Raw genomic sequence first — 26,312 nt, 5'->3', positions numbered from 1 at the left:
TGGTGTATTGTAACCATCTTGTCACGATTACCAAGATTTTCCATTGAGAAACAGGCGTTTTTTAGCGTCAATTAACTATCATGGACCCTCTTACAATAATAAGGATTTATCGCCGTGAACTACTCCGTTTCAGCTGATGCTCTAAAAGGTAAAGTCATTCTTGTTACTGGCGCTGGTAATGGCATCGGCCGTCAAGCCGCGCTTTCTTATGCCGAGCACGGTGCAACTGTTATTCTCTTGGGTAGAAATGTGCAAAACCTTGAATCTATCTATGATGAGATTGAAGCTGCTGGCTATCCACAAGCAGCTATCATTCCATTGGATCTCAAGGGCGCAACTCAGCAGAATTACATTGATATGGCAGAGACAATCGAAGGACAGTTTGGTCGCTTGGATGGTCTATTACACAACGCAGGTGTCTTGAGTTCGCTGTGTCCATTTGATCAAATCAAAGAGGAAGACTTCGACGATATCATGCAGATCAACGTGAAAGCCGAAGTGCTAATGACTCAAGCACTACTGCCTGTGATGCGTAAATCAGAAGCTGGGCGTATTATCTTTACCTCTTCAACCGTCGGCCACTCTGGCCGCGCATTCTGGGGGCCATACGCTATCTCTAAATTTGCCGTAGAAGGCATGATGCAAGTTTTGGCTGACGAGCTGAGTGATACACCGATCCGCGTTAACGCAATTAACCCTGGTGCCACTCGTACTCGCATGCGTGAAAAAGCATATCCGGGTGAAGATGCGAATACTCTCAAAACGCCACTGGATATCATGCCGCTATATTTGCACTTAATGGATCCTGCGGTTACCGATGTGAACGGTCAGTGCATCGACGCTCAACCGAAGCGTAAATAACTCATTCAGGTTACCTCACATAATCGATTGAAAAGGCAGCAAACGCTGCCTTTTTTCATTTCTCTCTTCATAAAAATCTTGCGACTTTCTCCCACAGAAATATACTGTACATATATACAGGTGTTTATTATGCAAGATATTATTCAGAACTTAAAAAGCCAACACCTTGTTTGGCAAGCAAATTTAACGAAAGCAGATCCTCAGCAGTTGCAGACTAGTTCCGGTTTTTCTGAATTAGATGATTTGCTCGGCGGAGGCTTTCCACCTCATGGCGTAGTGGAGATGGAATCTATTGGTAGTATTGGTGAATTGCGTTTGCTCGCTCCCTATTTAAAAGCCACTCAGACCAATGGTATGACCGCATTTATTCAACCACCTGCGCTAGTGAATTCTCTGTTTTTACACTACATCGGGTTGGATATAAACCAAGTGTGGGTCGTTACTCCAACTCACCCCAAAGACGCTCTTTGGGCTGCAGAGCAATGTCTGAAAAGTGGGGTATGCAGTAATGTTTTGTTATGGCAAGAAGAGCTTGAAATACATCAAGTGAAACGCTTACAGGTAGCAAGTGAACAAGGGAGTTGCCCTCTCTTTATGCTTAAAACAGATACTATCAACCGCTTGTCTTTGCCTGTGTCACTCAGTTTAAAACTGAAAGGCGACGAGCAAGGGATTCATGTTGAAGTGCTGAAAAGGAAAGGAGGCTGGAATAGAGGTAGCGTTAGTATCGGATTCCAACACCATTACCCGCAACTGGTGAAACCATCATCTGAAACTGTGCACTCGACTGTGGTCAATTTCCCACTGGCGAACCAAGGTTAGTGATATGGCTCTGTGGATTTACTTGCACTTCCCTCGCCTACAGCTAGACGCACTCTTTGGTGATAACCAAGAACAACCCGTGGTGATTGTCGAAAGCCAACGTTGCCAGATTATTCAATACAACGAGATTGCCGAACAACAAGGCATTAAGCCAGGTATGGGCCTAGGCAGTGCTGCGTCCTTGTGTCGAGATTTACAAGTGCATCCTTATCATCCACAAACCGAATTAAATAAATTACAAGAGGTAGCTCAGTGGTTGTATTTGATCACATCTGACGTTGTGTTGATGCCAAACCAAGGTATTTTACTGCGTGCTACTCCAATGCTCGCTCTGTATGAAGGGCTTGAAAACTATTGGAATAAAGTCAGAGCTCACTTATCGGAGCTGAAACTGAGTTTTCAATTCGGATGTGGTTTTTCGCCTTTTGCTGCCAAATTGATGGCAATATCAGGAGCGAACGTCATCAGTGAAGACAAATCTGCCATACAAAAAGCTTTATCACCACTACCGTTAAAACTGACAGATTTATCAAACGCTACCGTAGAGAAGTTACAACGTGTAGGCGTCACCACATTGCAAAACCTGCTTGAACTGCCATTGCAAGACATCGCACGACGCTTTGATATCGATTTGGTGAACTACGTTGGTCGACTGACTGGGCAGTTTAAACACCCTGTCGACTTTTATCACCCTACCGAATCCTTCCAAGTTTATTTAGAGCTCTTGTTTGAGATCGAAAACGTTCAGTGGATTGAAAAGCCGTTGGCCAAATTACTTCGTCAACTCGAAACCTTTCTTAAATTAAGAGATAAGGTCGCTTTTGAACTGTGTTTAACACTCCACCAGCGTGAGAAACAAGAGCAACACCTTCAACTCACTTCTGCGCAAGGTGATTACCTATGTCAGCGTTGGCAACAGTTAGCGAGTTTGAGCTTAGAGTCACTCTCGCTTAATGGCCCAGTCACAGGGCTAACGTTAAAAGTCATCCGTCAAGGTGAGCCTCTTAGTGCATCACGCGATCTCTTTGCTGGGCAGAAAGGAAACATGAATGCTTTAGAGCTGCTCTCTTTACTGCAAGCTAAATTGGGGAAAAGTGCCGTTTTAAAACCCAATATTGCTTGCGATCCTAGACCAGAAAAGGCCAGTCAGTATCGCCCTGCTGATGCTCCGGATGAAAAGGGGCACGCCATACCTTCCATACTACGCCCCGCAATGCAATTACCCACTCCCATTGTATTGCAAGAACAAGTTTCTTTGGTCCACGGACCTGAGCGAATAGTTTCTGGGTGGTGGGATGGTGATGAGATCATGCGTGATTACTACATTGCACACACCAAGCAAGGCCGCTGGTTATGGATATTTCGTGATCAGCACAAGCACTGGTTTCTTCATGGCTATTTTTGTTAAATCGACAGTTATTTTTGTTGGATCATTATGAGTTACGCGGAACTATTTTGTCAGTCTAACTTTTCTTTTTTGACTGGGGCTTCTCATGCAGAAGAGCTGGTACTCCAAGCTGCTTTCTATCGCTATCAAGCTCTAGCCATAACGGATGAATGTTCAGTCGCGGGCGTTGTCAAAGCCCATGCGACCATCGAACAACATAAACTCGATATCAAACAAATCGTTGGAAGTATGTTTTGGTTAAATGATGAATGCCAAATCGTACTGCTTTGCCCTTGTCGCAAGGCTTATGCCGAGTTGTGTCGTATCATCACAAACGCAAGAAGACGCAGTGAAAAAGGCAACTATCAACTGTTCGAATGGGATTTGATGTCGGTTCGATATTGTTTGGTATTGTGGCTGCCCACACATCAAGAGAGTGATCACTATTGGGGGCGCTGGCTCAATCAACACCACGCTAATCGTTTGTGGGTAGCGATTCAGCGCCATTTGAGTAACAACGATACTGAGTACATTGCGCACTGCGAGCAGTTAGCACATGAATTTCAATTACCTATAACTGCCTGCGGAGGCGTTCTCATGCATGATGTTGAACGCTTGCCATTACAGCATGTACTTACTGCTATAAAGCATGGGTGTAGCGTCGATAAACTCGGTTTTGACCGTATTTCGAATACTGAGCGAGCGCTTCGTCCTTTTAAAAAGTTGATTCGGATTTACAAACCAGAATGGCTGGAAGAAAGTACTTACATCGCCGATTTATGCGAGTTTAAGCTCTCCGATTTAAAATACGAATATCCTACCGAGCTGATCCCAGATGGTTATACACCCGACTCTTACTTACGTATGTTGGTCGAACGTGGTAAAAAGCTGCGTTTTCCTGAAGGCGTGCCAGCAGAAGTCAATCAAACCATCGAGAATGAACTGGCGCTTATTCAAGAGCTGAAATACCACTACTACTTCCTTACTATTCACGACATCGTAATGTTCGCGAAACAGCAAGGCATTCTTTACCAAGGGCGAGGTTCCGCTGCAAACTCTGTGGTGTGTTATTGCCTGGAAATTACCGCCGTCGATCCTCGACAAATCGCTGTCTTATTCGAACGATTTATCAGTAAAGAACGTAAGGAACCGCCGGATATTGATGTGGACTTTGAACACGAGCGCCGTGAAGAAGTTATCCAGTATATTTACAAAAAATATGGTCGTGAGCGTGCAGCACTTGCTGCAACAGTGATCAGCTATCGCTTTAAAAGTGCCGTGCGTGAAGTCGGTAAAGCACTAGGGATTGAAGAGACCCAATTAGATTTTTTCATTAAGAACGTTAATCGCCGAGATCGCAGCCAAGGCTGGCAAGCTCAAATTATTGAACTTGGCTTACAACCAGAATCTCTCAAAGGGCAGCAGTTTATCCAATTGGTCAACGAGATCATTGGCTTCCCACGCCATTTATCTCAGCACGTAGGTGGCTTTGTAATTTCATCTGGCCCTTTATATGAGTTGGTACCTGTTGAAAATGCCTCGATGGAAGATCGCACTATCATTCAATGGGATAAAGACGATTTAGAAAGCTTGAAGCTACTAAAAGTCGATGTACTCGCACTCGGCATGTTAAACGCCATCAAAAAGTGCTTTCAACTGGTCGAGAAACATCACCAGCGATCCCTCTCGATTTCCGAGATCACTCGCCGACAAGATGATCCACACGTGTACCGCATGATCCAAAAAGCTGACACTATAGGCGTATTCCAAATTGAATCTCGTGCACAAATGAGCATGCTTCCTCGCCTAAAGCCTGCTTGTTATTACGACTTAGTGATTCAAATTGCAATTGTTCGTCCAGGCCCTATTCAGGGTGATATGGTGCATCCTTTTTTAAAACGACGAGATCACAAAGAGCCTGTCAGTTATCCATCGGAAGAAGTAAAAAGCGTTCTTGAGCGGACTATGGGCGTCCCTATTTTCCAAGAGCAAGTCATCAAGCTAGCCATGGTAGCCGCAGGGTTTAGCGGCGGCGAGGCCGATCAACTCCGTCGAGCGATGGCATCATGGAAAAAGAATGGCGATCTCGCTAAATTCAGACCAAAACTGATCAATGGTATGCAAGAGAGAGGTTATGACTTAGCGTTTGCTGAGCGCATTTTCGATCAGATTTGCGGCTTTGGTGAGTACGGCTTCCCTGAAAGTCATTCAGCGTCTTTCGCAGTGCTGGCATATTGTTCTGCATGGTTAAAATATTATTACCCAGCCGAATTTTACACTGCATTGTTGAACAGCCAACCAATGGGATTTTATAGCCCGTCGCAATTAGTACAAGATGCTCGCCGACATGGCGTCGAAGTATTGCCGGTGTGCGTCAATCATTCAAAATATCAACATCATCTCGTCTCACGTCCGAATGGCAGGCTCGGCGTGCAACTTGGTTTTCGCTTGGTGAAAGGCTTTAACGCAGAAAGCGCACAAAGGCTTATTGAGCGCAAACCACTTAATGGTTACCGATCGATTCAAGAAGTAAAGCAGATATTAAGAAGCCGAAGTGACATTGAATTATTGGCTTCAGCCAATGCATTTCAAGCCTTATCGGGAAATCGTTATAACGCTCGCTGGGCAGCAATGGATTCCTTATCTGACCTACCATTGTTTCACAAGGTCGAAGAACCCAATGTTAGCTACCAGACTCAACCCTCTGAATATGAAAATTTAATTGAGGATTACGCAAGCACGGGACTATCTCTTAGCCGCCATCCAATTAAATTATTAGAAGAAACGGGCAAACTCCCTCACTTTACCCGCATGAGGCAACTGACAGAGAAACCGCATAAGTCACTGGTCACAGTGGTAGGTGTGGTAACAGGAAGACAATCTCCAGGCACCGCCGCTGGCGTGACATTTTTTACGTTAGAAGATGACACGGGCAACATTAATGTGGTCGTTTGGCAAGCGACAGCACGAGCCCAAAAGCAAGCGTATTTAGGCGCTAAAGTATTAATGGTGAAAGGCATTCTTGAAAGAGAGGGAGAAGTCACGCACGTTATTGCTGGCAAGTTGATGGATTGCACGCACTACTTGAACAATCTACAAAGTAAATCTCGGGATTTCCATTAGTACAGAGGAATTAAGGAGAGAGATGTTAAAAATCAGAGAGAGGTGCGCTCCCTCTGATTTCACTAGATCTAATCATGCACTTTTAGAAAGCATCTGGCGTAATCGGTCTTGAGCAACTTCAACCAGCAGATCCGGTTGGAATTTAGATATAAAGCGATCACAGCCTACTTTTTGTACCATGGCTTCATTAAAACTACCGCTCAGAGAAGTGTTCAATGTGATAAACAACTTAGACATACGTGGATCTTGGCGCACTTCATGGGTCAGTTTATAACCGTCCATTTCAGGCATTTCAGCATCCGTAATCATCATCAACAGCTCTTTTTCTACATCTTTACCTTCATCACACCAACGTTTTAAAACCGTTAACGCTTCTAGCCCGTCACGACACTCGATGATATTCATACCCAATTGAGAAAGCGTATCGCGAACTTGATTACGAGCTGTAGAGGAATCATCTACAATCAGAACATTACGCCCGACCATTGCTTGGGCCAATTCTTGATCGAGAATGTCCTCCGAGATAGTCACGTCGTAATGTACAATCTCTGCTAAAACTTTTTCAACGTCAATAATTTCGACAATTTGAGAGGCATCCCCCTCTTTGATTTGCGTGATAGCCGTGAGGTAATTCGAGCGACCAGACGTGGAAGGAGGCGGCTGAATTTCAGTCCATGCCGTATTAATAATGTTTTTAACCGGACCGACTAAGAAGCCCTGCACCGTGCGGTTGTACTCTGTCACGATCAAATTTTCTTCTTCCGCTTCGCCACGCAAAGCAGGAAAACCAATTGCGCCTCGTAAATCAATCACTGGTACCGCTTCACCTCGTAGAGAAGCAACCCCACGAATATTGTAGTGCGAGCCAGGGAGCTTGGTTAACGGTGGAAGCTTGATGACCTCTTTCACTTTGAACACATTAATCGCAAATAATTGGCGACTATTTAAAGTGAACAGCAGAAGCTCTAGTCGATTTTCACCAACCAAGTTTGTACGCTGGTCAACCGTATTTAACACTCCGGACATACTACTACCTAAATTATGGATAATTCTTATTTTACTCGAAATCAGTACAGACACAGCAAGGTTATATAACCAAATAACCTTAAAATATTTGGCTTTTCGAGCACAGCTTTAAAGTACAACAGTTTTAGCGTATTACTTCTCTTTGCATCAGACGCAAAGTCACGCAGCACATTGAAAGCCATTTTGTTTATTTACTTGAGCTTTTTAGGAAATTACATGAATGGCGCAGATATAGCAATGCAACATAACTCAAATTCCCTTTCTAGTAATAGGCGATCAAAAAGGGTGAGCCGTTAAGTCTCACCCTAAATCACCTACAAATGCAGTCTCAACAGCCAGGCACATCATCATGTTAAAAAGTACTTAACCTTCCACAACCTTCATCAATAGTTGACCATCGTACAACGCTTGCTTAATCAACGCGGCACCAGGCATTGTGGCTTGCTTATAGAAACGAGACTCCACCAGCTCAAGATCTTGGTGATAAACAGGTAAACTCTGCTCTTCGATACAGCGACGAACCGCAGGATAAAGCACATCTTTTGCTTGGTTAATCACACCACCGATCAAGATTTTCTCAGGGTTAAATAAGTTGATCACAATAGCAATTGCAGAGCCTAAGTAGCGTCCAAGTTTTTCAATCACATCGACGGCCAAAGGATCACCGTTTGCAGCGGCTTCACAAATGCTCTCAATACTCATTTCTTCTTGTTTAGCAAGAATAGAGTCTTCGCCATCAGCGATTCGTCTTACGACTTCTTCACGAATTGCTTGAGAACTGGCAACGGTTTCCAAACAACCAATATTGCCGCAATGACAACGTTTTCCATTTGGGTCAATTTGAATATGCCCGAGTTCACCAATGTTACCGTGACGGCCTTGCAAAACGCGCCCATCCAGAATGATGCCCGCACCTAAACCGTGGTGGATAGAGATAAGAACGGAGTTGTCATTATCTTGAGAATGACCAAAAAGCTTTTCTGCTAATGCCCAAGCTCGCGTGTCATTGGCAATGAAAACTGGCAAGCCTGTTGCTTTGTATATCTCTGGTCCAAGAGCAAGATTTTCGACATTGTAATGAGGCATCTGCAAAACGACACCTTGCTCTGAGTTCACGAGACCAGGCAGTGTAAGGGCAATACTGGTAACCCGATCCAGTTGATCCGCGTAAGTCTGAAAAAATTCATCAATTTCGTAAAGCAGGCGCTCAAGCACATCGTCTTGGTCAAGCTCGTGTATCTCGATTTTAGTATCGATCAGTACATCACCGCCTAACTCATGCAAAGCAATGGTTAAATAACCCCGCCCCAAACGCATTGACAAAAATTGCCAGCCTTCATTATTGACCTGCAAACCGACAGCAGGTCGACCACGACTCGTCGCTTCTTGTACTGTCGTTTCATGAATCAAGTGCGCTTCAATTAATTCTCGAGTGATTTTGGTGATACTAGCAGGAGCAAGCTCACTCTGCTTGGACAAATCAATTCGAGAAATAGGACCTTTTAGGTCAATTAGTTTATATACACGACCAGCATTGACCTGTTTGATATGATCAATATGGCCCGGTTGAGCCATGTACATCTTGCACTCCGAAATTCTATAACGGGACAATTTTTTTACTTTGCGAACTAATTGTGAAGTGAATTAATAAATCCCCGTGACAAGCATCACGTATAAACCTGTTTGTTTGTGTATTCAATCAAATAACGAAGAATCTACTCCTGTTAAATTGTTTGAAAAATAACTTATTTTTATTCACTAAATTATGAAGTAGTGCCTTTAAAGCAGCGCATTTTTATCAATAAGGCCATTGCCTGTCGAATATCTGTCTGTTTTACCGGGGTTACTCTTAATGTAAACATTCTGTGCATATACTTATATTCAAATAGCTTTAAGGTGTGGGCTCAGCAACGAGGCTAACCTTGAGAGCGATTGCGTAAAGTAAGGATAGAGTTCAAGTTACCTTTACACACACATTCATCGGAGAATCTATGACTTCCAAATTAAGACGAACAAAAATTGTCACTACGCTGGGTCCTTCAACGGATAAGGACAATATACTTGAGGAGATCATCAAAGCCGGTGCAAACGTTGTCCGTATGAATTTTTCACATGGAACCAGTGAAGACCACATTCAACGTGCGAACAAAGTCCGTACCATTGCAGCAAGACTTGGGCGTCAGGTTGCAATTCTTGGTGACTTACAAGGCCCTAAAATCCGTGTATCAACGTTTAAAGACGGCCAAGTCATTTTGAATGTGGGCGATAAATTCACATTAGATAGTGATTTACCAAAAGGTGAAGGCAATCAAGAATCTGTAGGGTTAGATTATAAAGAACTACCGCAAGATGTTTCACCAAATGACATTTTATTACTCGATGATGGACGCGTTCAGCTGCAAGTTACCAAAGTAGAGGGTAATAAAGTTCATACCCGTGTGATTGTCGGTGGTCCACTGTCCAACAATAAAGGGATCAACAAAAAAGGCGGCGGATTGTCAGCCGATGCGCTCACAGAGAAAGATAAAGCCGACATTCTTACCGCCGCAGCAATTCAAGTAGACTACCTTGCTATTTCATTCCCGCGTAACGGCGAAGACATGCATTACGCTCGACGCTTAGCCAGAGATGCAGGCCTTGAAGCCATGTTAGTGGCTAAAGTCGAACGAGCAGAAACCGTCGCGACCAATGAGTCTATTGACGACATTATTCTCGCATCCGATGTGGTGATGGTTGCACGTGGTGACCTTGGTGTAGAAATCGGTGACCCTGAGCTCATAGGTGTCCAGAAAAAACTGATTCGCCGCGCACGCAGTTTAAACCGTATCGTGATTACTGCGACACAAATGATGGAGTCCATGATTACTAGCCCAATGCCAACGCGTGCTGAAGTGATGGATGTGGCCAATGCGGTTCTAGACGGCACTGACGCGGTGATGCTTTCTGGAGAGACCGCTGCAGGTAAATATCCTGTAGAAACGGTCAAATCCATGGCCGAAGTATGTGTGGGGGCAGAAAAAATGTCGGAGGCAAGTCTATCAACCTATCGCTTAGATAGAACCTTCGAAACCGCTGAAGAAACCATCGCAATGGCAACCATGTACTCTGCGAATCACATGGAAGGAATTAAAGCGATGATCTCGTTAACTGAGTCCGGCAGGACTGCGTTGATGATGTCTCGCTTAAGCTCTGGCTTGCCAATATTTGCCTTATCACGGAATGAATCGACACTAAATCGAGCAGCATTATACCGAGGCGTGACACCTGTATATTTCGAGTCAAAAAGTGATGCGGGTTTACCAACGGCTCAAGCAGCGATTACTAGCCTTAAAGAGCAAGGGTTCTTGCACAAAGGTGATTTAGTCATTATTACTCAAGGCGATGTAATGGATGTTGTGGGCTCAACCAACTGCATGCGCATTCTACAAGCGTAGTCGTTATACCTAACCGGAGTTAACCACAAGAACCCGCAAATAAGGCTCCGAAAATGGAGCCTTATTTATATGCTTTGTATATTGCGCACATCGTGAACGTAAGAAGGTTTATGCACTCTCTCTACCATCAATTTCAACATCCAGCTGGTCATAGAGTTGAACTAGGTTAAACCCAGCTTGAAGCCCAAGTTGATAGTCATGCTCTAGTGACTCTTGGTCACTTAACAAAGAAGAAGAACGAAGTCCCTCTTTAGGCGCAACTTGTAAAATAAAAGTGTCGTCAGGTGGAGCAGATATAAAGGCCTGAGTGAGCTCAAATGTTTGATAATGAATCATCAGCATGTCGGCTAAACCTGAATCAAAATTCTCACCAATCAGATGACTTAAACGATACAAGTTATCGGCACCGAACAACCAACGACCTCCATTTAACAGCATTTTCCCTGCAAGCTTCGATTGATGTGCTGCATTAATTTTTTGTTGGAAGAACGACGCCCAATCCAGCTTCCACTGATTCACTTTTTGCTGCCATGATTGCTGTACTGAGTTGATAGACTCCCGATACCATTCGACAGGCACATCCCCCACTTCACTTTGGGCTCTCGCTTCAATCTCTGAAAACGGCTCTGTGCGAATGACAATAATGTTGCGAGCATTCTGACGCCACGCTTCTTGTACAGGGATAGAGGCAGACACGCCGCCATCCACAAACTTATTGCCATTTACGTCGACAGGTCCGTGGTACAACTTGGGAATCGCACATGTCGCTAGCATAGTGTTAAACCACGAGTCATCCAAGATTGGTAGATATTGATCTGATAGCGTCTCTATATTCGTTACCGCAGCAAAAGCTCCTCGTTTTCCCAATGCACTGCGACCTAAATCAAGGTCAAGCTTGTATGGGAAATCTTGAATCCGTTCTAATGCCCACTCTAAACCTAAGTACTGCTGCTTTCGGATATAGCGAAACAGATTAAAAAATTCAGGAGACGTTGTCAGCTCGGTAATAAAAGCTTTGCCCATGCCATGTTGACGACACAAGTAAGAACATAAGTTGAGTGCTCCGGCAGAGGTGCCATAGAATTCATCGAAAGGATCGAAGTTGGAAAGTAAAAAGGCGTCTAAAACGCCAGCGGTAAAAATCCCTCTCTGCCCTCCACCTTGCGTGACTAAAGCAGTTTTACCATGCCTAAAGTGCTCATAAACTTTTACATCAAGCTCTGCATGGCTTTCTGTGATTATACCGCTGTTACGTATCATAGGCTCACGCCATTTTGTTAAAACGTTTGGTAAAAGTGGTTATCTTAAGCTGTTGTAATAGCAATGATGCCAAATGACAAAAGCACTGCAAAAACAGTCACCACAATGATTAATGCGGATTTTAGATCGTGTTCCATAAACACCTCCTTAATATGTAACAAATTAATAACACCGGTGTGAAATATGTTCAAGATTTGCTTAATTTAGTCGCGCAATTTTGACTAACCCATCACAATTAGCTTAGTCATAATAAGGAGATAGGGCATGAACCAAAAACTCAGCTGGCTAGTAGGAATCATGATGATGAGTACTGCTATCAATGCACAAGCGAATATCATCGTTACGCCATACATAGGCTATACAGGAGGCGGCCAAGTAGAGGATGAAAGTGGTAATACATACGCTCTCGACCCCGCAGTGAATTACGCTCTTTCAGTCGAGACTCCCTTAGAAAAAGGAAGGATCGGATTGTTTTACTCCAATCAATCGACGGAACTTGAAAAGCTGTCCAACTCGGCAGATATACATTATCTGCACTTCCAAAGCAGCATGTACTATCCTGTCGCAGAAAATTGGCAAACCTATATCGGTGTAGGTTTGGGCGCTTCTTATGCCGATGTGGATTGGGTAGACAAAAAATACGGATTTTCGGCTAGCGCTTTTGCAGGGCTGGAATATGAATTTTCAAAGAACTTTGCATTAACGGCCCAACTGAGATGGTTAGGAACGGTCGTTGATAACGATACATCTGGCGCCTGTACTCTACCTAATGACGGCTCAAACTGTATCATTAAGTTCGATACTGATTGGATGAACCAATTCCAATCAAATGTCGGTTTTAGTTTCCGCTTCTAATTTTTATGCATGTTCCTTTGTAGGACTCGTCACAAAGAACGCTGAACGAGTCCTGCACAGAGCCGATAAAGGATATCGTCTAAACACCATTGTTTGGCAAAGTAACGAAGCATCATCTAGATAGGTGCACAAAAGATAGCCGTACGCCCTAATTCATCAAAATAGTCTTAAACACCAAAGCAATTATTAGATCCCAGTCATTTATTCCAGACAAACAACCAACCACCCACACAAAACCACAATCAAACTCAAATTTAACAAGATTAAAACCAGACAACGCATCTGAATTAACATTTAGATTCTATTGCGCTAAGTATTATTAGAAGTTAGTCTGATCAGTGAAAACAGATAAATATTTCAGTTTTATCAAACACACATCAATTTTTTAAGATTAATAATCTACTTTCTCTTACAGTAGCCAGAATATAGCTCTATAAAATTATAAGAAGTTAGAATTAAGGATAGAAAAGCTGATGGATAACAGCGGTCCTTTCTTCCAACTGTTTGCGCAATTATTACTGTGTTACGTAGAGAGCTTCATTCCTCAGGGAGTCTTATAGGAGTCAAATATGAAGCGAGAACAATGGGGATCCCGGGCGGGATTCATCTTAGCAGCAGTTGGGTCTGCTATCGGTTTGGGAAACATTTGGCGTTTCCCATACATGGCCTATGAAAACGGTGGCGGCGCATTTTTTATTCCTTACATTTTTGCCATGATCACTGCCGGTATTCCATTTATGATCCTTGAGTTCAGTATGGGACAAAAATACCGAGGCTCGGCACCAAAAACACTTGCGAAAATTCATTCTAAATTTGAATGGCTTGGCTGGTTCCAAGTTGGTGTGGCTGCAGTTATTGCCGTTTACTATGTGGCTGTTATCGGTTGGTCGATTTCTTACTTTGGGTTGTCGTTCACTCAAGGTTGGGGAACCGATACCAACGCATTTTTCTTTAGTGAATACCTAAAGCTAGGTGACAACTCACCAACAGACTTAGGCAGTATTCAATGGAAGATTGCTTTATCCATGGTAATTGCTTGGGCAATTACTTACACCGCCATTGCCAAAGGCGTGAAATCAGGAATTGAACGAGCATCTAAAATTATGATGCCAATCCTATTCTTGATGGTGATTTTCTTAATCGGACGTATGATTTTCTTGCCAGGAGCTCTAGATGGCGTGAACTACATGTTCGAACCCGATTTCAGCAAAATTTGGGATGTGAAAGTATGGGCAGCGGCATATGGTCAGATCTTTTTTACGCTAAGTATCGGCTTCGCCATCATGCTAGCTTACTCTAGCTACCTACCAGAAAAGTCGGACATAACGAATAACGCGTTTATGACCGTGTTGATCAACTGTGGCTTCTCGATCCTAGCCGGCATCATGATCTTCTCAGTATTGGGTTACATGGCTCAAGAGCAAGGTAAGCCGTTAACAGAGGTGGTATCTGCAGGCGTTGGCTTGGCTTTTGTTACTTTACCTGCGGCAATTAACCTACTACCTGCCCCATATATTCTTGGTCCACTGTTCTTCTTTGCACTGGTGGTTGCTGGTCTAAGTTCGCATATTTCAATTATGGAAGCCGTAACTTCAGCCATTATCGACAAGCTGAAGTGGAGCCGTAAAAAAGCTGCAAATGTTGTGATTGGTATTGGCTTCGTTGTCTCTATGGCGTTTGCTACCAATGGCGGTCTGCTGCTACTCGATCTAGTAGACCACTTTGCAAACAACGTTGGCATCATGGTTGGTGGTCTGGTTGAGATTGTCTTGATGGCGTGGCTATTGAAGCGCGTGCCAGAAGTACGTAATTACGTTAACGAGCGCTCTGATTTCTCTGTTGGTCAATGGTTCGAGATCTGCTTACGCTTCGTTACACCAATCATGCTCGCCATTATCTTAGCGACCAAGCTATACGCCCTATTTACTGAAGGCTACGGTGGCTATGATCTAACTTTAGGCTGGGCACTTATCGCCGCACTCTTTATCTTTGGTCTAGTGATCAACGTAGTGAACCGCAAGGAGACAGCAAAATGACAATCAGCGCAATTATTATGATGGTTATTGGTTTAGGTATCACTTGGGGCGGAGCTGCCGTTTGCATCAAGCGAGCCATGGATAAACAATAGCAGTATTGCATTCCAAACAAAAAACGCCGGTATTTACCGGCGTTTTTTTATGTTTCTTTTGTTCTAGAAACTGTACTTGATGCCAACGGCGCCGCCAAGTTGCAAGTCAGCACCTTTGTAAAGATCTAGCTCTGGGTGTATTTGACCATAAAGGTCCCAGCCGCGTGATAAATCCCAGTTCACACCAAGTGGTACTCTCACACCAAACTCATCATCCCACTCATACCAACCACCAACGCCAACATACCAGGTCACTGGCATGTTTTGATCGAATGTTCCACGTTTAGCGATGTAATCAAACGCCATACCATCGTTACCGATAATGCCGCGATACTTATTATCTAACTCAACAACAACACTCAACTGTTGATCGACAGCCATACCAACAGACAAGTTCGTTGGCTCATTTGCCGCCATTGCGGTACTAGAAACTAGTCCTGCTAATAAAATTAATTTGCTCTTCATACACGTTATCAATTATTAAAAAAACATCATGCGCTATTCAAACATAGTGGTGCTTCAATATGTCAACGATGAGTAAGCGCGATGTATGAAAAGACTGGCAAAAGTAAAGATGAGTTTAGGATCACACTAAAAAGGAACTGTCAGTTAATAAAATAGGAACTAAAAAAGGAGGCCGAAGCCTCCTTTTATGCATTACTATGAATGACTGCGATTAACCGTGGTTACGGATCCACTCATCCATTTCAGTTTTTAGGTTATCAGACTTAGTACCGAAGATAGCCTGTACACCACCAGCTACAACTACAACACCAGCAGCGCCCAGTTGTTTTAGCTTGTCTTGGTCAACAGCTGCTGTATCTGCAACTGCTACACGTAGACGTGTGATACATGCATCTAGACCAGTAATGTTAGCTTTACCGCCAAACGCTGCAACCAGTTCACCGCCCATATCAGAGCCAGAAGTTACAGCTGCACTTTCCGTTTCATCTTCACGGCCAGGTGTTTTTAGGTCAAGCGCTGTGATTACACCACGGAACACTACGTAGTAAATTACTGCGTAAACTAGACCAACGGCAATCATTAGCACCATCTTCTGAGCGTTACCAGATAGAACTAGGAAGTCGATCAGACCGTGAGAGAAAGAAGTACCGTGTACAAAGCCTAGAGTGTTCGAAACGATGTATGCAGAACCAGCTAGTAGAGCGTGGATACCGTATAGTAGTGGAGCAACGAATAGGAATGAGAATTCGATTGGCTCAGTAATACCAGTTAGGAATGAAGTCAGTGCAGCTGACGCCATGATACCCATTACTTTTGCACGGTTTTCTGGTTTAGCACAATGAGCAATTGCGATTGCTGCAGCTGGTAGACCGAACATCTTGAACATGTAACCACCCGCTAACTGACCGAAGCCATTACCAGCAGCACGAGATGCTTCATCAGCAACTAGGTAACAAGTTAGTACACCATTTTGAGCTTCACCGGCAGCGTTAACACAAGAACCTGCTTCGAAGAAGAACGGTACGTTCCATACGTGGTGTAGACCGAATGGGATTAGAGAACGCTCAACAACACCGTAGATACCGAATGCTAGCTGTGGGTTTTGGTGTGCAGCCCAATCAGAGAATGCAGAAATTGCACCGCCAATTGGTGGCCAGATAACAGAAAGGATAACACCTAGGATGATCGCAGCAAAACCAGTGATGATTGGCACTGCGCGCTTACCAGCGAAGAAGCCAAGGTACTCTGGAAGTTGGATTTTGAAGAAACGGTTGAATGCCCAAGCAGCCACACCACCGACAAGGATACCACCTAGTACACCTGTATCGATTTTCTCAACACCCATAACGCCCGCCATTACACCTAGCGTTGCCGTCATGATGCCGTAACCAACGATAGCTGCAAGACCTGCAACACCGTCGTTGTTAGTGAAGCCTAGAGCTACACCTACTGCAAATAGAAGTGCCATTTGGCCGAATACTGAACCACCAGCTTGTTCCATAAGATTAGAAACGATCTCTGGAATAAAGCTTAGATGGGCAGCACCCACACCTAATAAAATACCTGCAACTGGTAAAACTGATACTGGAAGCATCAGAGCCTTACCAACTTTTTGCAGGTTAGCAAAAAGGTTCTTAAACATGTTTATGCTCCTGATAAATTTATAAGTATTATTTGGGCACTAACGGCACACCCCCGTAGCCTAAAGGTTAGCACCCAATGAAAATGTAACCACAACTGCATTATATTTTCCGGCTCTAAATATATATTGATGACCCTCAAACTTTCCACACAGTTACGAAATTTAGTTTCAAAACAAGTCTTGGATCACACCCAAAAACAGCCGATGAAAAGGTTTGCATTGCACTTATATTACTGTTTTATAAAGAATTAATTATTTATATAATTAATTTTAAGGCGTAAATAAAATACGCCCCAATGTTATTTTTAGTAACAAAATTACATTTGTGATTTTTGAATGTTATTAAATCAACATTTTTAGTAAACATTAAACTCGTGAGCGTATCTGTTGTTTTTATCAACAAAAAAGGAGCCTAAGCTCCTTTTTTATGCTCTTATTATTTTTTCATCGCAAAAAAAGATTTCGGAAGTTTTCGGTGGTTTTTTGTGCCACTTCAGAAAGAGAGCACGATTTGAGTTGCGCAATATAAGAAGCGACTTCGACAACATAAGCGGGTTGATTCTCTTTGCCACGATGAGGGACAGGAGCCAAGTAAGGAGAATCTGTCTCAATAAGAAGCTTCTCTAAAGGTAGAGTCTTCACCACTTCTTTTAACTCTGTAGCTTGACGGAAAGTAACAATCCCCGAGATAGAAATATAAAACCCCAGCTCCAGTGCAGCTTCAGCAAATGGAAGATCTTCTGTAAAACAGTGGATAACACCACCACATTTCTCTGCCCCACCCTTACGCAAAATATCAAGAGTATCCGCACGTGCGTTTCTGGTATGGATAATTAAAGGTTTGTTGAGCTCCACTGCAAGATCAACGTGTTGCTCAAAGCGCTCTTTCTGTAACGCGGCCGTTTCGGGCTTGTAATGATAATCTAAACCCGTTTCGCCAATAGCGACGACTTTTGCATTCGACGCATGGTGGCGCAATACGTCCATCGAAAAGTCGCTTTCAACATCAAGTGGATGCACACCGCACGAAGCATAAACATTGTCATAAGGCTCGATCATTTCCATCATTTTCGGGAAAGAATCCAGCGTTACTCCAACAGAAAGTAGCTCAGTTACGTTTGCTTGTTTAGCTTTGTTAATAACGTCTTCCACATTGATGTGGAGATCGTCGTAATTCAATTTGTCTAAATGACAATGAGAATCTACGAACATAATGCCTCTCGTGATTCAATTAACCAATTCATTGATAGTAGCTCAAGGTTCAGGCCAGGAAAGGCTTGCACCTGAGCTTTCAGGTTCATCAGCGCCTTCGCTGATGAGTACAAACCGTTATAGTTGTCCGGTTGAAACTTTGTCGCGCCCGGAAGCATTTGAGCTTCTGATACACCAAACTGCGCTTTCTGAGCATCTGTCAGTAAATACCATGCCCAGTCTAGTGATTGCTCTGAGTGTTTAGCGATTAAAGAAGCACACTCAGAAACGTCTGAAACAGGCGAAGACATTGCCTTAATAAAACTGCGTTCAAAAGCCAAGTAAGCTTCGAGATCGCCATTATTTAACGCATCCAATGTTTTTATTGGAGAGCCCATATTCAGTTTTAAGGCGTAAGCAGGAACTTGCTTCGCCCCTTGTTCGTGCATCCATTGCATCGCTTGTTCCGCTGACGGAGGCGCAACAACCCAGTGTTGGCAACGGCTACGAATCGTTGGGAGCAGACGCTCCTGATTGTGGGTAACGAGCAAAAACAAGCACTTTGCCCCAGGCTCTTCTAGCGTCTTTAACAGCGCATTCGATGCCGACTCGTTCATAGAGTCCGCCGGTTCTATTACAAATAGGCGGTAACCATTAAGCTGAGATGATTCCTGAGCAAGACGGTTACAAGCGCGAATTTGGTCCACCGTTATCGCCTTTCCTTCTTTCTCTGGCTTGATCCAGTGTAAATCAGGGTGGTTTTGAGATTGATTTAGCTGGCAGCTATGACAAAAACCGCATGCTTCACTCGCGTAATTTTGGCAAAGAAGTGCTTGGCTAAAAAACTCGATAAGTTTTTCGATGCCCAAGCCCTGCTCGCTTTGTAATAAAAGCGCACCTGGTATTCTGTCCGACTCTAACCCTACTTTGAGGTTATCCCATATTGGCTGTAGCCATGGATAATCATTTAACATGAGTCACCTAAATTTACGTTTCACTTATTGACGAGCTAGCCACTCGTTTAGAGCGTCCCGAATATCACGCGACACGCCTTCAATCGTCTGTTCTGCGTTAATGATAACGATGGAAGGATCGGCATGAGCAATCTCCAAATAACGCTCACGTGTACGCTCGAAGAAACTAATATCCATCTTCTCTATACGATCTAACTCACCACGCCCACGTGCACGCTCAAGCCCAACACGAGGGTCAATATCCATATAGAGAGTGAGAGCAGGTTTAAAATCACCAAGCGTTGTATCCCGGAGATTTTTCATTAACGATGCGTCAATCTGACGGCCACCACCTTGATAAGCTTGCGACGACATATCGTGTCGGTCACCAACCACCCACTGACCGTTTTCCAAAGCTGGTTTGATCACGTTCTCAACCAACTGAACACGTGCAGCGTACAGAAGAAGCAACTCCGTCATGTCCTTAAGTTCTTCGCCTTCGTGCTCTTCTTTCACCAGAGCGCGCATTTTTTCTGCTAGCGGTGTGCCTCCTGGCTCACGGGTATTTACGATATCCTCAATACCGGCCGCTTTTAGCGTATCTAAAACGGTTTTAATCGCAGTGCTTTTACCCGCGCCTTCTAGGCCTTCAACGACAATAAAGTTTGCTTTCATCATTTGTTCTTTCTTAGTTCTCTTAAATAGGCACGAACAGCACGGTTGTGCTCAGCAAGGGATTTCGAGAATACATGTCCGCCCTTTCCACTTGCTACAAAATATAAATAGTTGCTGCTTTCTGGATTCAAAGCCGCTTCAATGGAAGCTTCACCAGCCATCGCAATCGGTGTTGGTGGCAAACCATTGATGGTATAGGTGTTATATGGTGTCGGCGTACGCAAATCTTTCTTACGAATGTTGCCATCGTAGGCGTCACCCATACCATAAATAACTGTCGGATCAGTTTGTAACCGCATACGTTTGTTCAATCGGTTGATAAACACAGAAGCGACGCGCTCACGCTCAGAATCAATAGCCGTCTCTTTCTCGATGATAGACGCGAGAATCAAGGCTTCATATTTATCCTGTAATGGCAGCTTTTCTTGACGAGCTTCCCAGCTAGCGTCCAGTATTTTATTGAGTTTTCGATGCGCTCGTTTTAATAACTGGCTTTCACTCGCACCCGCTGTGTAATGGTAGGTTTCTGCTAAAAACAACCCTTCTAGCTTTTCTCTCTCAATTCCGAGCTTCGCAGCCATTTCTTTTTCTGAAAGATCGGTTAAATCATGCTTTAAATAAGGAGCACTTTTTAGTTGATCTACCCATTCAGAAAAGCGGCTGCCTTCAACAAAAGTGATCGCAAACTGGTATTCTTTTCCAGTATTCAGATGCTCCAATGTTTGCGAAAGTGACATACTAGGCTCAAGTTGGTAAGTACCCGCTCGCACTTGCAACAATTCTGGATATAAGTGAGGAATTAAACGGATGTACTCCGATGTTTCAATCACCTCATCTTCAACTAAGGCGCGCATGACATGATGAAAGCTTGTACCACTTTCTACAGTAAACAGCTGAGGTTGTTCCAATAGAACAGGCTTTTCAACGTATTGTTTAGCCTGTGAAATTATATAAAAAACAGCTGCTGCGCCTATCACTGCGATCAGCACAACAAAAGCCAACAGTTTTTTAATCACGTAGTTAAATTCCCTTGCAGTCGTTGAGTCAATTTTCCTATCGGAAATATAGTCTTAGAGGTCGATGTCACTATGCTGCGAATAGGTGCGACACCTAATATTGAGTTACACATGAAAGCCTCATCAGCACTCAGAAAATCTGGAAGTATAAAACGCCCCTCGATGACTTCAATATGACTTACTTTAAGTAACTCAAGCACCTTACGACGCATTACGCCCGTAACGCCTGATAAGGTCAGCTCCGGCGTAAATACTTTATTACCTTTAACCCAAAAAAGGTTGGCCATTGTAGTTTCAATGACATGGTTTTGCACATTTAACGTTATTGCATCTGCAAACTCTGTATTGTCGATTTCAGCCTTGGCGAGAATCTGCTCTAAACGGTTGTTATGCTTATGTCCAGCAAGTAAAGGTTGAATCCCTAGACGAGTATTACAAACGCCCAAGTCCACACCTTGTTCTTGCCAAGATGAATAATGAGAAGGAAACGCAAAATTGGAAATCGTCACGATAGGGCCTTCAATCCCATTAGGGCTATACCCTCGCCCACCAATACCGCGGCTAACGTGAATCTTCACCCCCGCTCGTGCGTCAGATAAAACCGCTTTGCTTGCCCAATCATGCACAACTTTCCAGTCAGGTGAAGAGATCTTCAAAGCGTCAAGGCAAGCACTCATGCGCTCAGTATGTTCTTGCCAGTAAACCAACTCTCCATTTTGGGTCAGGATGGTGGTAAAGCCTCCATCACCGTATTGGAATGAGCGATCACCTAGCTCTACATGCGTTTGCGGAACTCCATTTACCCAAAACATTCACGTACCTTCAAATTAGCAGACAACAAATAAAACAAAACGGCTCAATGCTAAGCATCGAGCCGTTAGAATACAAGTTTCGCTTATCTAAATTAGGTTAGATAGTGTTACTCAGCGAACTTCTTGAAGATCAAAGAACCGTTTGTACCACCAAAGCCAAACGAGTTACAGATAGCGTACTCCATACCTTCAACTTTGCGCGCTGTATGCGGCACAAGGTCGATGTCTAGACCTTCTTCTGGATCATCAAGGTTAATGGTTGGCGGAACAATTTGGTCAACCAAAGACATAACCGTGATAATTGCTTCAACAGAGCCAGCAGCACCTAATAGGTGACCCGTCATCGACTTAGTTGAAGACACAAGAACTTGCTTCGCACCTTCTTCACCAAGAGCACGTTTCACGCCTTTGATTTCTGCAACATCACCAGCTGGAGTAGAAGTACCGTGAGCATTCACATAACCTACTTGAGTACCTGTGATGTTAGCGTCACGCATCGCCGCTTCCATCGCAAGTGCACCACCAGAGCCGTCTTCGCTTGGAGATGTCATGTGGTAAGCATCACCAGACATACCAAAACCAACCAGTTCTGCGTAAATCTTCGCGCCACGTGCTTTTGCGTGTTCGTACTCTTCAAGCACCATCATGCCAGCACCATCACCTAGAACAAAACCATCACGGCCTTTATCCCATGGGCGAGACGCTTTTTGAGGCTCTTCATTACGAGTAGATAGCGCTTTAGCTGCACCAAAGCCAGCCATGCCAAGAGGCGTAGAAGCTTTTTCTGCACCACCAGCAACCATCGCATCTGCATCGCCGTAGGCAATCATACGTGCTGCATGGCCGATATTATGCAGGCCAGTAGTACATGCGGTAGAAATCGCGATATTTGGACCACGAAGACCACGCATGATAGATAGGTTACCTGCAACCATGTTTACAATGGTCGAAGGAACAAAAAATGGGCTAACTTTGCGAGGGCCTTTGTCTACTAATGCAGTATGGCCAGTTTCGATAAGGTCAAGACCGCCAATGCCTGAGCCGATAGCAACACCAACTCGAGCCGCATTTTCTTCGGTAATTTGTAAGCCAGAGTTATCAAGAGCTTGAATACCCGCTGCAATGCCGTACTGGATGAAAAGGTCCATCTTACGAGCATCTTTTTTAGACATGTACTCTGTGCAATCGAAATCTTTAACAAGACCTGCAAAACGAGTTGAGAAGTTCGTAGTATCAAAGTGCTCGATATTTACGATACCACTTTGACCTTCTAGCAGGGCTTTCCAAGATGATTCTACTGTGTTGCCTACCGGTGACAACATACCCATGCCAGTGACAACTACACGACGCTTGGACACGATATAATTCTCCGGGAATTGAATATTTCTATGAGAGGATAGAAGAAGTTAGAAAGAACACAGGCGGTCTAGGAGACCGCCTGGGAGAGCTAATTACTGAGCGCTGTTTACGTAGTCGATTGCAGCTTGAACAGTAGTGATCTTCTCAGCTTCTTCGTCAGGAATCTCAGTGTCGAATTCCTCTTCTAGAGCCATAACTAGTTCTACAGTGTCTAGAGAATCAGCACCTAGATCGTCAACGAAAGAAGCTTCGTTTTTAACTTCTGCTTCGTCTACACCTAGCTGTTCAACAATGATTTTCTTTACGCGTTCTTCGATGTTGCTCATTTTTCTTTTCCTTTACAGATTTCGCCTAATGCGATGATTCCGTAGTTTATTCGAACTATTGAAAGTTGCAAGGGGGTCCTTGCTGGTCAAACCACAAAATTAGCGAATTTAACCGAATTTCAATACATTTTTGACTTAAATCATGCACAAATCTTGCGCATAAGCATGACAAGTTCATGACAGTTAACTGCAACTATAGGCTATTTTTCACAATGTAAAATAGCTTATTTTGCATAAACTGTCGCATTAAACCATGTACATGCCACCATTTACATGCAAAGTTTCACCAGTAATGTACGCTGCTTCAGGAGAAGCAAGGAAAACTACTGCTGATGCAATTTCACGTGGGTCACCTAAACGACCTGCTGGCACGTTCGACAAAGTTGCCGCACGTTGGTCATCATTTAGCGCCTTAGTCATGTCAGTTTCGATGAAACCAGGAGCAACAGTGTTCACTGTTACACCACGAGACGCAACTTCACGAGCCATTGATTTAGTAAAACCAATCACGCCCGCTTTCGCTGCTGCGTAGTTAGTTTGACCAGCATTACCCATGGTACCAACAACAGAGCCTACGTTGATGATACGACCCGCACGTTTTTTCATCATACCGCGTAAAACCGCTTTAGACATGCGGTAGATAGGCGTTAGGTTGGTATCGATGATGTCGTTCCACTCATCATCTTTCATGCGCATCAATAGGTTGTCACGAGTAATACCAGCGTTATTCACCAGAATATCGATCACACCAAATTCTTCGTTGATCGTTTTTAATGTCGCTTCGATAGACTCGACATCAGTCACGTTAAGCGCTAAGCCTTTACCGTTATCACCAAGATACTCGCTGATAGCAGCCGCACCACTTTCAGAAGTAGCAGTACCGATAACCGTAGCACCTCGCTCGACAAGAAGTTCCGCGATCGCGCGGCCAATACCACGGCTTGCGCCGGTAACTAGCGCGATCTTACCTTCTAGATTCATCATGTTGTGTTTCCTTTTCTTATCGCAAATTTATCGCTTGATGGATTACTTCGCAGCGTCTAGCGATGCGATATCATTCACTGCTGCTGCAGTTAGCGTTTTCACGATACGTTTTGTTAGACCTGTTAAAACTTTACCAGGGCCAAGCTCAAGAAGATTTTCTACGCCTTGTTCGTGCATCAGTTCAACTGTTTCAGTCCAACGAACTGGGCTATGTAGCTGACGAACAAGCGCATCTTTGATTTTTGCAGGATCTGTCTCAGCAACCACATCAACGTTGTTGATAACTGGCAGCTGTGGTGAGTTAAATTCGATAGACTCAAGAGCTACAGCAAGTTTTTCCGCTGCTGGCTTCATAAGTGCACAGTGTGAAGGTACTGAAACAGGAAGAGGAAGCGCACGCTTCGCACCAGCTTCTTTACATAGCGCACCAGCTCGCTCTACTGCGTCTTTGCTACCAGCGATAACGACTTGGCCAGGCGAGTTAAAGTTTACTGGAGAGACCACTTCGCCTTGCGCTGCGTCTTCACACGCTTTTGCAATCGCATCATCAGCCAAACCGATAATCGCGTACATTGCGCCAGTACCAGCTGGTACTGCTTCTTGCATAAGTTGACCACGTAATTCAACCAGCTTGATGGCTTCTCTAAAGTCAATAACACCCGCACATACAAGTGCTGAGTACTCACCTAGGCTGTGACCAGCTAGGTTGGCTGGTTGCTCTAAGCCAAGTTCCTGCCATACACGCCAGATTGCAACAGATGAAGCTAGCAAAGCTGGTTGAGTACGGAAAGTCTCGTTTAAATCTTCTGCAGGTCCATTTTGAACAAGCGCCCATAGATCGTAACCTAGTGCGTCAGATGCTTCTGCAAATGTTTGTTTTACTACGTCATATTGTTCGCCTAGTTCTGCAAGCATACCTACAGCTTGAGAACCTTGACCTGGAAATACGATAGCAAACTTGCTCATGTTGTTTTCCTTTAAGCAAAGTAAAAAGAAATAAGATGCACCAAGTGCACCTTAAATTTTGAATTCTTGTGAAACTTAGAACTTCACAAGGGCCGAGCCCCAAGTGAATCCGCCGCCAAACGCTTCAAGAAGCAGAGTTTGACCGCGTTTAATACGACCATCACGTACCGCTTCATCTAGTGCTGTTGGCACAGTAGCAGCTGATGTGTTGCCGTGTTTATCAAGTGTAATCACGACTTGGTCTAGTGACATCGAAAGTTTCTTCGCTGTCGCTGAAATAATGCGGTAGTTCGCTTGGTGCGGCACTAGCCAGTCTAGTTCAGACTTATGCATGTTGTTGGCTTCAAGCGTATCTTTTACTAGTTTCGATAGCTGAGTGACAGCGACTTTGAATACTTCGTTCCCAGCCATATGAAGCCATTTATCCGCATCTTGCCCCCGCACAGGTACAGGTAGGCTTAGAAGCTCTCCGAATTGACCATCCGAGTATATGTGGGTAGAGATAATGCCAGGCTCTTGGCTAGCGCCTACGACAACGGCTCCGGCACCATCACCAAATAGGATGATGGTTGAACGGTCTGTCGGATCACACGTTTTAGACAAAGCATCTGAACCAATCACAAGTACGTTTTTGCACATACCAGATTTGATATGTTGGTCTGCAACAGATAATGCGTACACAAAACCAGAACAAGCAGCGGCTAAGTCAAAAGCTGGACAACCTTTAATGCCAAGCTTTGCCTGCACCTGACACGCAGATGAAGGGAAAGTATGGCTACTGCTCGTTGTGGCTACGATAATCAGGTCGATATCGTTTTTATCAATACCCGCCATATCGATAGCGTTTTCAGCTGCGTAGAATGCCATGTCTGCTACAGTTTCGTTTTCTGCAGCAATTCGACGCTCTTTAATACCCGTGCGAGCAACGATCCACTCATCACTTGTATCTACCATTTTCTCTAGATCTGCGTTTGTACGCACCTGAGATGGCAGGTAGCTGCCAGTACCTAAAATTTTGCTATACATG

24 protein-coding genes are annotated in these 26,312 nt (G+C 44.1%); 8 read left to right on the top strand and 16 right to left on the bottom strand.

The window, feature by feature from the left end; translation table 11 throughout:
• The first annotated feature begins 114 nt into the window (after positions 1 to 114).
• The 4 genes from R7Q09_RS01285 to R7Q09_RS01270 all read left to right on the top strand — a co-directional run bounded on the left by R7Q09_RS01285 (position 115) and on the right by R7Q09_RS01270 (position 6,193).
• Positions 115 to 861: a YciK family oxidoreductase gene (locus tag R7Q09_RS01285; protein WP_005372980.1), complete on the top strand. Its 747-nt coding sequence runs from the start codon at positions 115 to 117 to the stop codon at positions 859 to 861.
• A gap of 129 nt (positions 862 to 990) precedes the next feature.
• On the top strand, positions 991 to 1,683 hold the full coding sequence (gene imuA, locus R7Q09_RS01280) for a translesion DNA synthesis-associated protein ImuA (RefSeq protein ID WP_033905734.1): 693 nt from the start codon (positions 991 to 993) through the stop codon (positions 1,681 to 1,683).
• A gap of 4 nt (positions 1,684 to 1,687) precedes the next feature.
• Positions 1,688 to 3,091 carry a Y-family DNA polymerase gene (locus R7Q09_RS01275; RefSeq protein WP_172563544.1) on the top strand — a complete coding sequence of 468 codons (1,404 nt, stop codon included), beginning with the start codon at positions 1,688 to 1,690 and terminating at the stop codon, positions 3,089 to 3,091.
• A gap of 27 nt (positions 3,092 to 3,118) precedes the next feature.
• The gene (locus tag R7Q09_RS01270) at positions 3,119 to 6,193 is read left to right on the top strand and encodes an error-prone DNA polymerase (protein ID WP_213897728.1); all 3,075 of its coding nucleotides are present in this window, start codon (positions 3,119 to 3,121) and stop codon (positions 6,191 to 6,193) included.
• 72 nt (positions 6,194 to 6,265) lie between these two features.
• Here the strand turns inward: R7Q09_RS01270 and R7Q09_RS01265 are convergent, their stop codons facing one another.
• A complete protein-coding gene (locus R7Q09_RS01265) occupies positions 6,266 to 7,219 on the bottom strand; it encodes a chemotaxis protein CheV (protein WP_005372976.1) in 954 nt (317 codons plus the stop codon).
• Positions 7,220 to 7,582: 363 nt separating this feature from the next.
• Positions 7,583 to 8,800, bottom strand: coding sequence for an ROK family protein (locus R7Q09_RS01260; protein WP_005385828.1), 1,218 nt, complete (start codon positions 8,798 to 8,800; stop codon positions 7,583 to 7,585).
• 410 nt (positions 8,801 to 9,210) lie between these two features.
• Between R7Q09_RS01260 and pyk the strand changes: the two genes are divergently transcribed.
• Positions 9,211 to 10,653 carry a pyruvate kinase gene (gene pyk, locus R7Q09_RS01255; protein WP_005372972.1) on the top strand — a complete coding sequence of 481 codons (1,443 nt, stop codon included), beginning with the start codon at positions 9,211 to 9,213 and terminating at the stop codon, positions 10,651 to 10,653.
• 108 nt (positions 10,654 to 10,761) lie between these two features.
• Here pyk and R7Q09_RS01250 read toward each other — a convergent pair whose 3' ends face one another.
• Together R7Q09_RS01250 and R7Q09_RS01245 are read right to left on the bottom strand one after the other, a co-directional pair.
• Positions 10,762 to 11,913, bottom strand: a complete 1,152-nt coding sequence (locus tag R7Q09_RS01250) for a patatin family protein (RefSeq protein ID WP_005372971.1) — start codon at positions 11,911 to 11,913, stop codon at positions 10,762 to 10,764.
• A 44-nt stretch (positions 11,914 to 11,957) separates the two neighbouring features.
• A complete protein-coding gene (locus tag R7Q09_RS01245; RefSeq protein WP_005372970.1) occupies positions 11,958 to 12,050 on the bottom strand; it encodes a YnhF family membrane protein in 93 nt (30 codons plus the stop codon).
• Between the two features lie 127 nt (positions 12,051 to 12,177).
• Here R7Q09_RS01245 and R7Q09_RS01240 point away from each other — a divergent pair, with 127 nt between their 5' ends.
• The 3 genes from R7Q09_RS01240 (at position 12,178) to R7Q09_RS01230 (ending at position 14,896) form a co-directional block, all read left to right on the top strand.
• Positions 12,178 to 12,768, top strand: a complete 591-nt coding sequence (locus R7Q09_RS01240) for an outer membrane protein (protein ID WP_053349626.1) — start codon at positions 12,178 to 12,180, stop codon at positions 12,766 to 12,768.
• Positions 12,769 to 13,337: 569 nt separating this feature from the next.
• Entirely contained in the window at positions 13,338 to 14,804 is a 1,467-nt protein-coding gene (locus tag R7Q09_RS01235; protein ID WP_213897726.1) for a sodium-dependent transporter, read from the top strand.
• The gene (locus R7Q09_RS01230) at positions 14,801 to 14,896 is read left to right on the top strand and encodes a MetS family NSS transporter small subunit (protein WP_005372963.1); all 96 of its coding nucleotides are present in this window, start codon (positions 14,801 to 14,803) and stop codon (positions 14,894 to 14,896) included. Before R7Q09_RS01235 ends, R7Q09_RS01230 begins: the two co-directional genes overlap by 4 nt.
• A gap of 63 nt (positions 14,897 to 14,959) precedes the next feature.
• Here R7Q09_RS01230 and R7Q09_RS01225 read toward each other — a convergent pair whose 3' ends face one another.
• From R7Q09_RS01225 to R7Q09_RS01170, 12 genes are all read right to left on the bottom strand, one after another.
• A complete protein-coding gene (locus tag R7Q09_RS01225) occupies positions 14,960 to 15,361 on the bottom strand; it encodes a hypothetical protein (RefSeq protein WP_005396996.1) in 402 nt (133 codons plus the stop codon).
• A gap of 211 nt (positions 15,362 to 15,572) precedes the next feature.
• Positions 15,573 to 17,003 (bottom strand): PTS glucose transporter subunit IIBC, encoded by a 1,431-nt coding sequence (gene ptsG / locus R7Q09_RS01220; RefSeq protein ID WP_005372959.1) that lies wholly within the window; start codon positions 17,001 to 17,003, stop codon positions 15,573 to 15,575.
• Between the two features lie 444 nt (positions 17,004 to 17,447).
• The gene (locus R7Q09_RS01215; protein ID WP_005372957.1) at positions 17,448 to 18,215 is read right to left on the bottom strand and encodes a TatD family hydrolase; all 768 of its coding nucleotides are present in this window, start codon (positions 18,213 to 18,215) and stop codon (positions 17,448 to 17,450) included.
• Entirely contained in the window at positions 18,206 to 19,168 is a 963-nt protein-coding gene (locus R7Q09_RS01210; protein WP_005372955.1) for a DNA polymerase III subunit delta', read from the bottom strand. The genes R7Q09_RS01215 and R7Q09_RS01210 overlap by 10 nt, the downstream gene beginning before the upstream one ends.
• Before the next feature lie 24 nt (positions 19,169 to 19,192).
• Complete coding sequence (gene tmk / locus R7Q09_RS01205; RefSeq protein WP_005387350.1) at positions 19,193 to 19,825, bottom strand: dTMP kinase; 633 nt, start codon at positions 19,823 to 19,825, stop codon at positions 19,193 to 19,195.
• Positions 19,822 to 20,838, bottom strand: a complete 1,017-nt coding sequence (gene mltG / locus R7Q09_RS01200) for an endolytic transglycosylase MltG (protein ID WP_151515008.1) — start codon at positions 20,836 to 20,838, stop codon at positions 19,822 to 19,824. The genes tmk and mltG overlap by 4 nt, the downstream gene beginning before the upstream one ends.
• Entirely contained in the window at positions 20,835 to 21,650 is an 816-nt protein-coding gene (gene pabC, locus R7Q09_RS01195) for an aminodeoxychorismate lyase (protein ID WP_213903939.1), read from the bottom strand. The genes mltG and pabC overlap by 4 nt, the downstream gene beginning before the upstream one ends.
• A gap of 107 nt (positions 21,651 to 21,757) precedes the next feature.
• A complete protein-coding gene (gene fabF, locus R7Q09_RS01190; RefSeq protein WP_005372948.1) occupies positions 21,758 to 23,008 on the bottom strand; it encodes a beta-ketoacyl-ACP synthase II in 1,251 nt (416 codons plus the stop codon).
• Between the two features lie 93 nt (positions 23,009 to 23,101).
• Positions 23,102 to 23,335 (bottom strand): acyl carrier protein, encoded by a 234-nt coding sequence (gene acpP / locus R7Q09_RS01185; RefSeq protein WP_004406112.1) that lies wholly within the window; start codon positions 23,333 to 23,335, stop codon positions 23,102 to 23,104.
• A 246-nt stretch (positions 23,336 to 23,581) separates the two neighbouring features.
• Complete coding sequence (gene fabG, locus R7Q09_RS01180; protein ID WP_031781117.1) at positions 23,582 to 24,316, bottom strand: 3-oxoacyl-ACP reductase FabG; 735 nt, start codon at positions 24,314 to 24,316, stop codon at positions 23,582 to 23,584.
• Positions 24,317 to 24,361: 45 nt separating this feature from the next.
• Entirely contained in the window at positions 24,362 to 25,285 is a 924-nt protein-coding gene (fabD, locus tag R7Q09_RS01175; protein ID WP_213970715.1) for an ACP S-malonyltransferase, read from the bottom strand.
• Between the two features lie 75 nt (positions 25,286 to 25,360).
• Positions 25,361 to 26,311 (bottom strand): beta-ketoacyl-ACP synthase III, encoded by a 951-nt coding sequence (locus R7Q09_RS01170; protein ID WP_017821385.1) that lies wholly within the window; start codon positions 26,309 to 26,311, stop codon positions 25,361 to 25,363.
• Position 26,312 lies beyond the last annotated feature (1 nt).

Source organism: Vibrio sp. 2130-1 (genome assembly GCF_033339515.1).
Note: the sequence above shows the minus strand (reverse complement) of the source record. Positions and strands in the feature narration are given on the sequence as shown.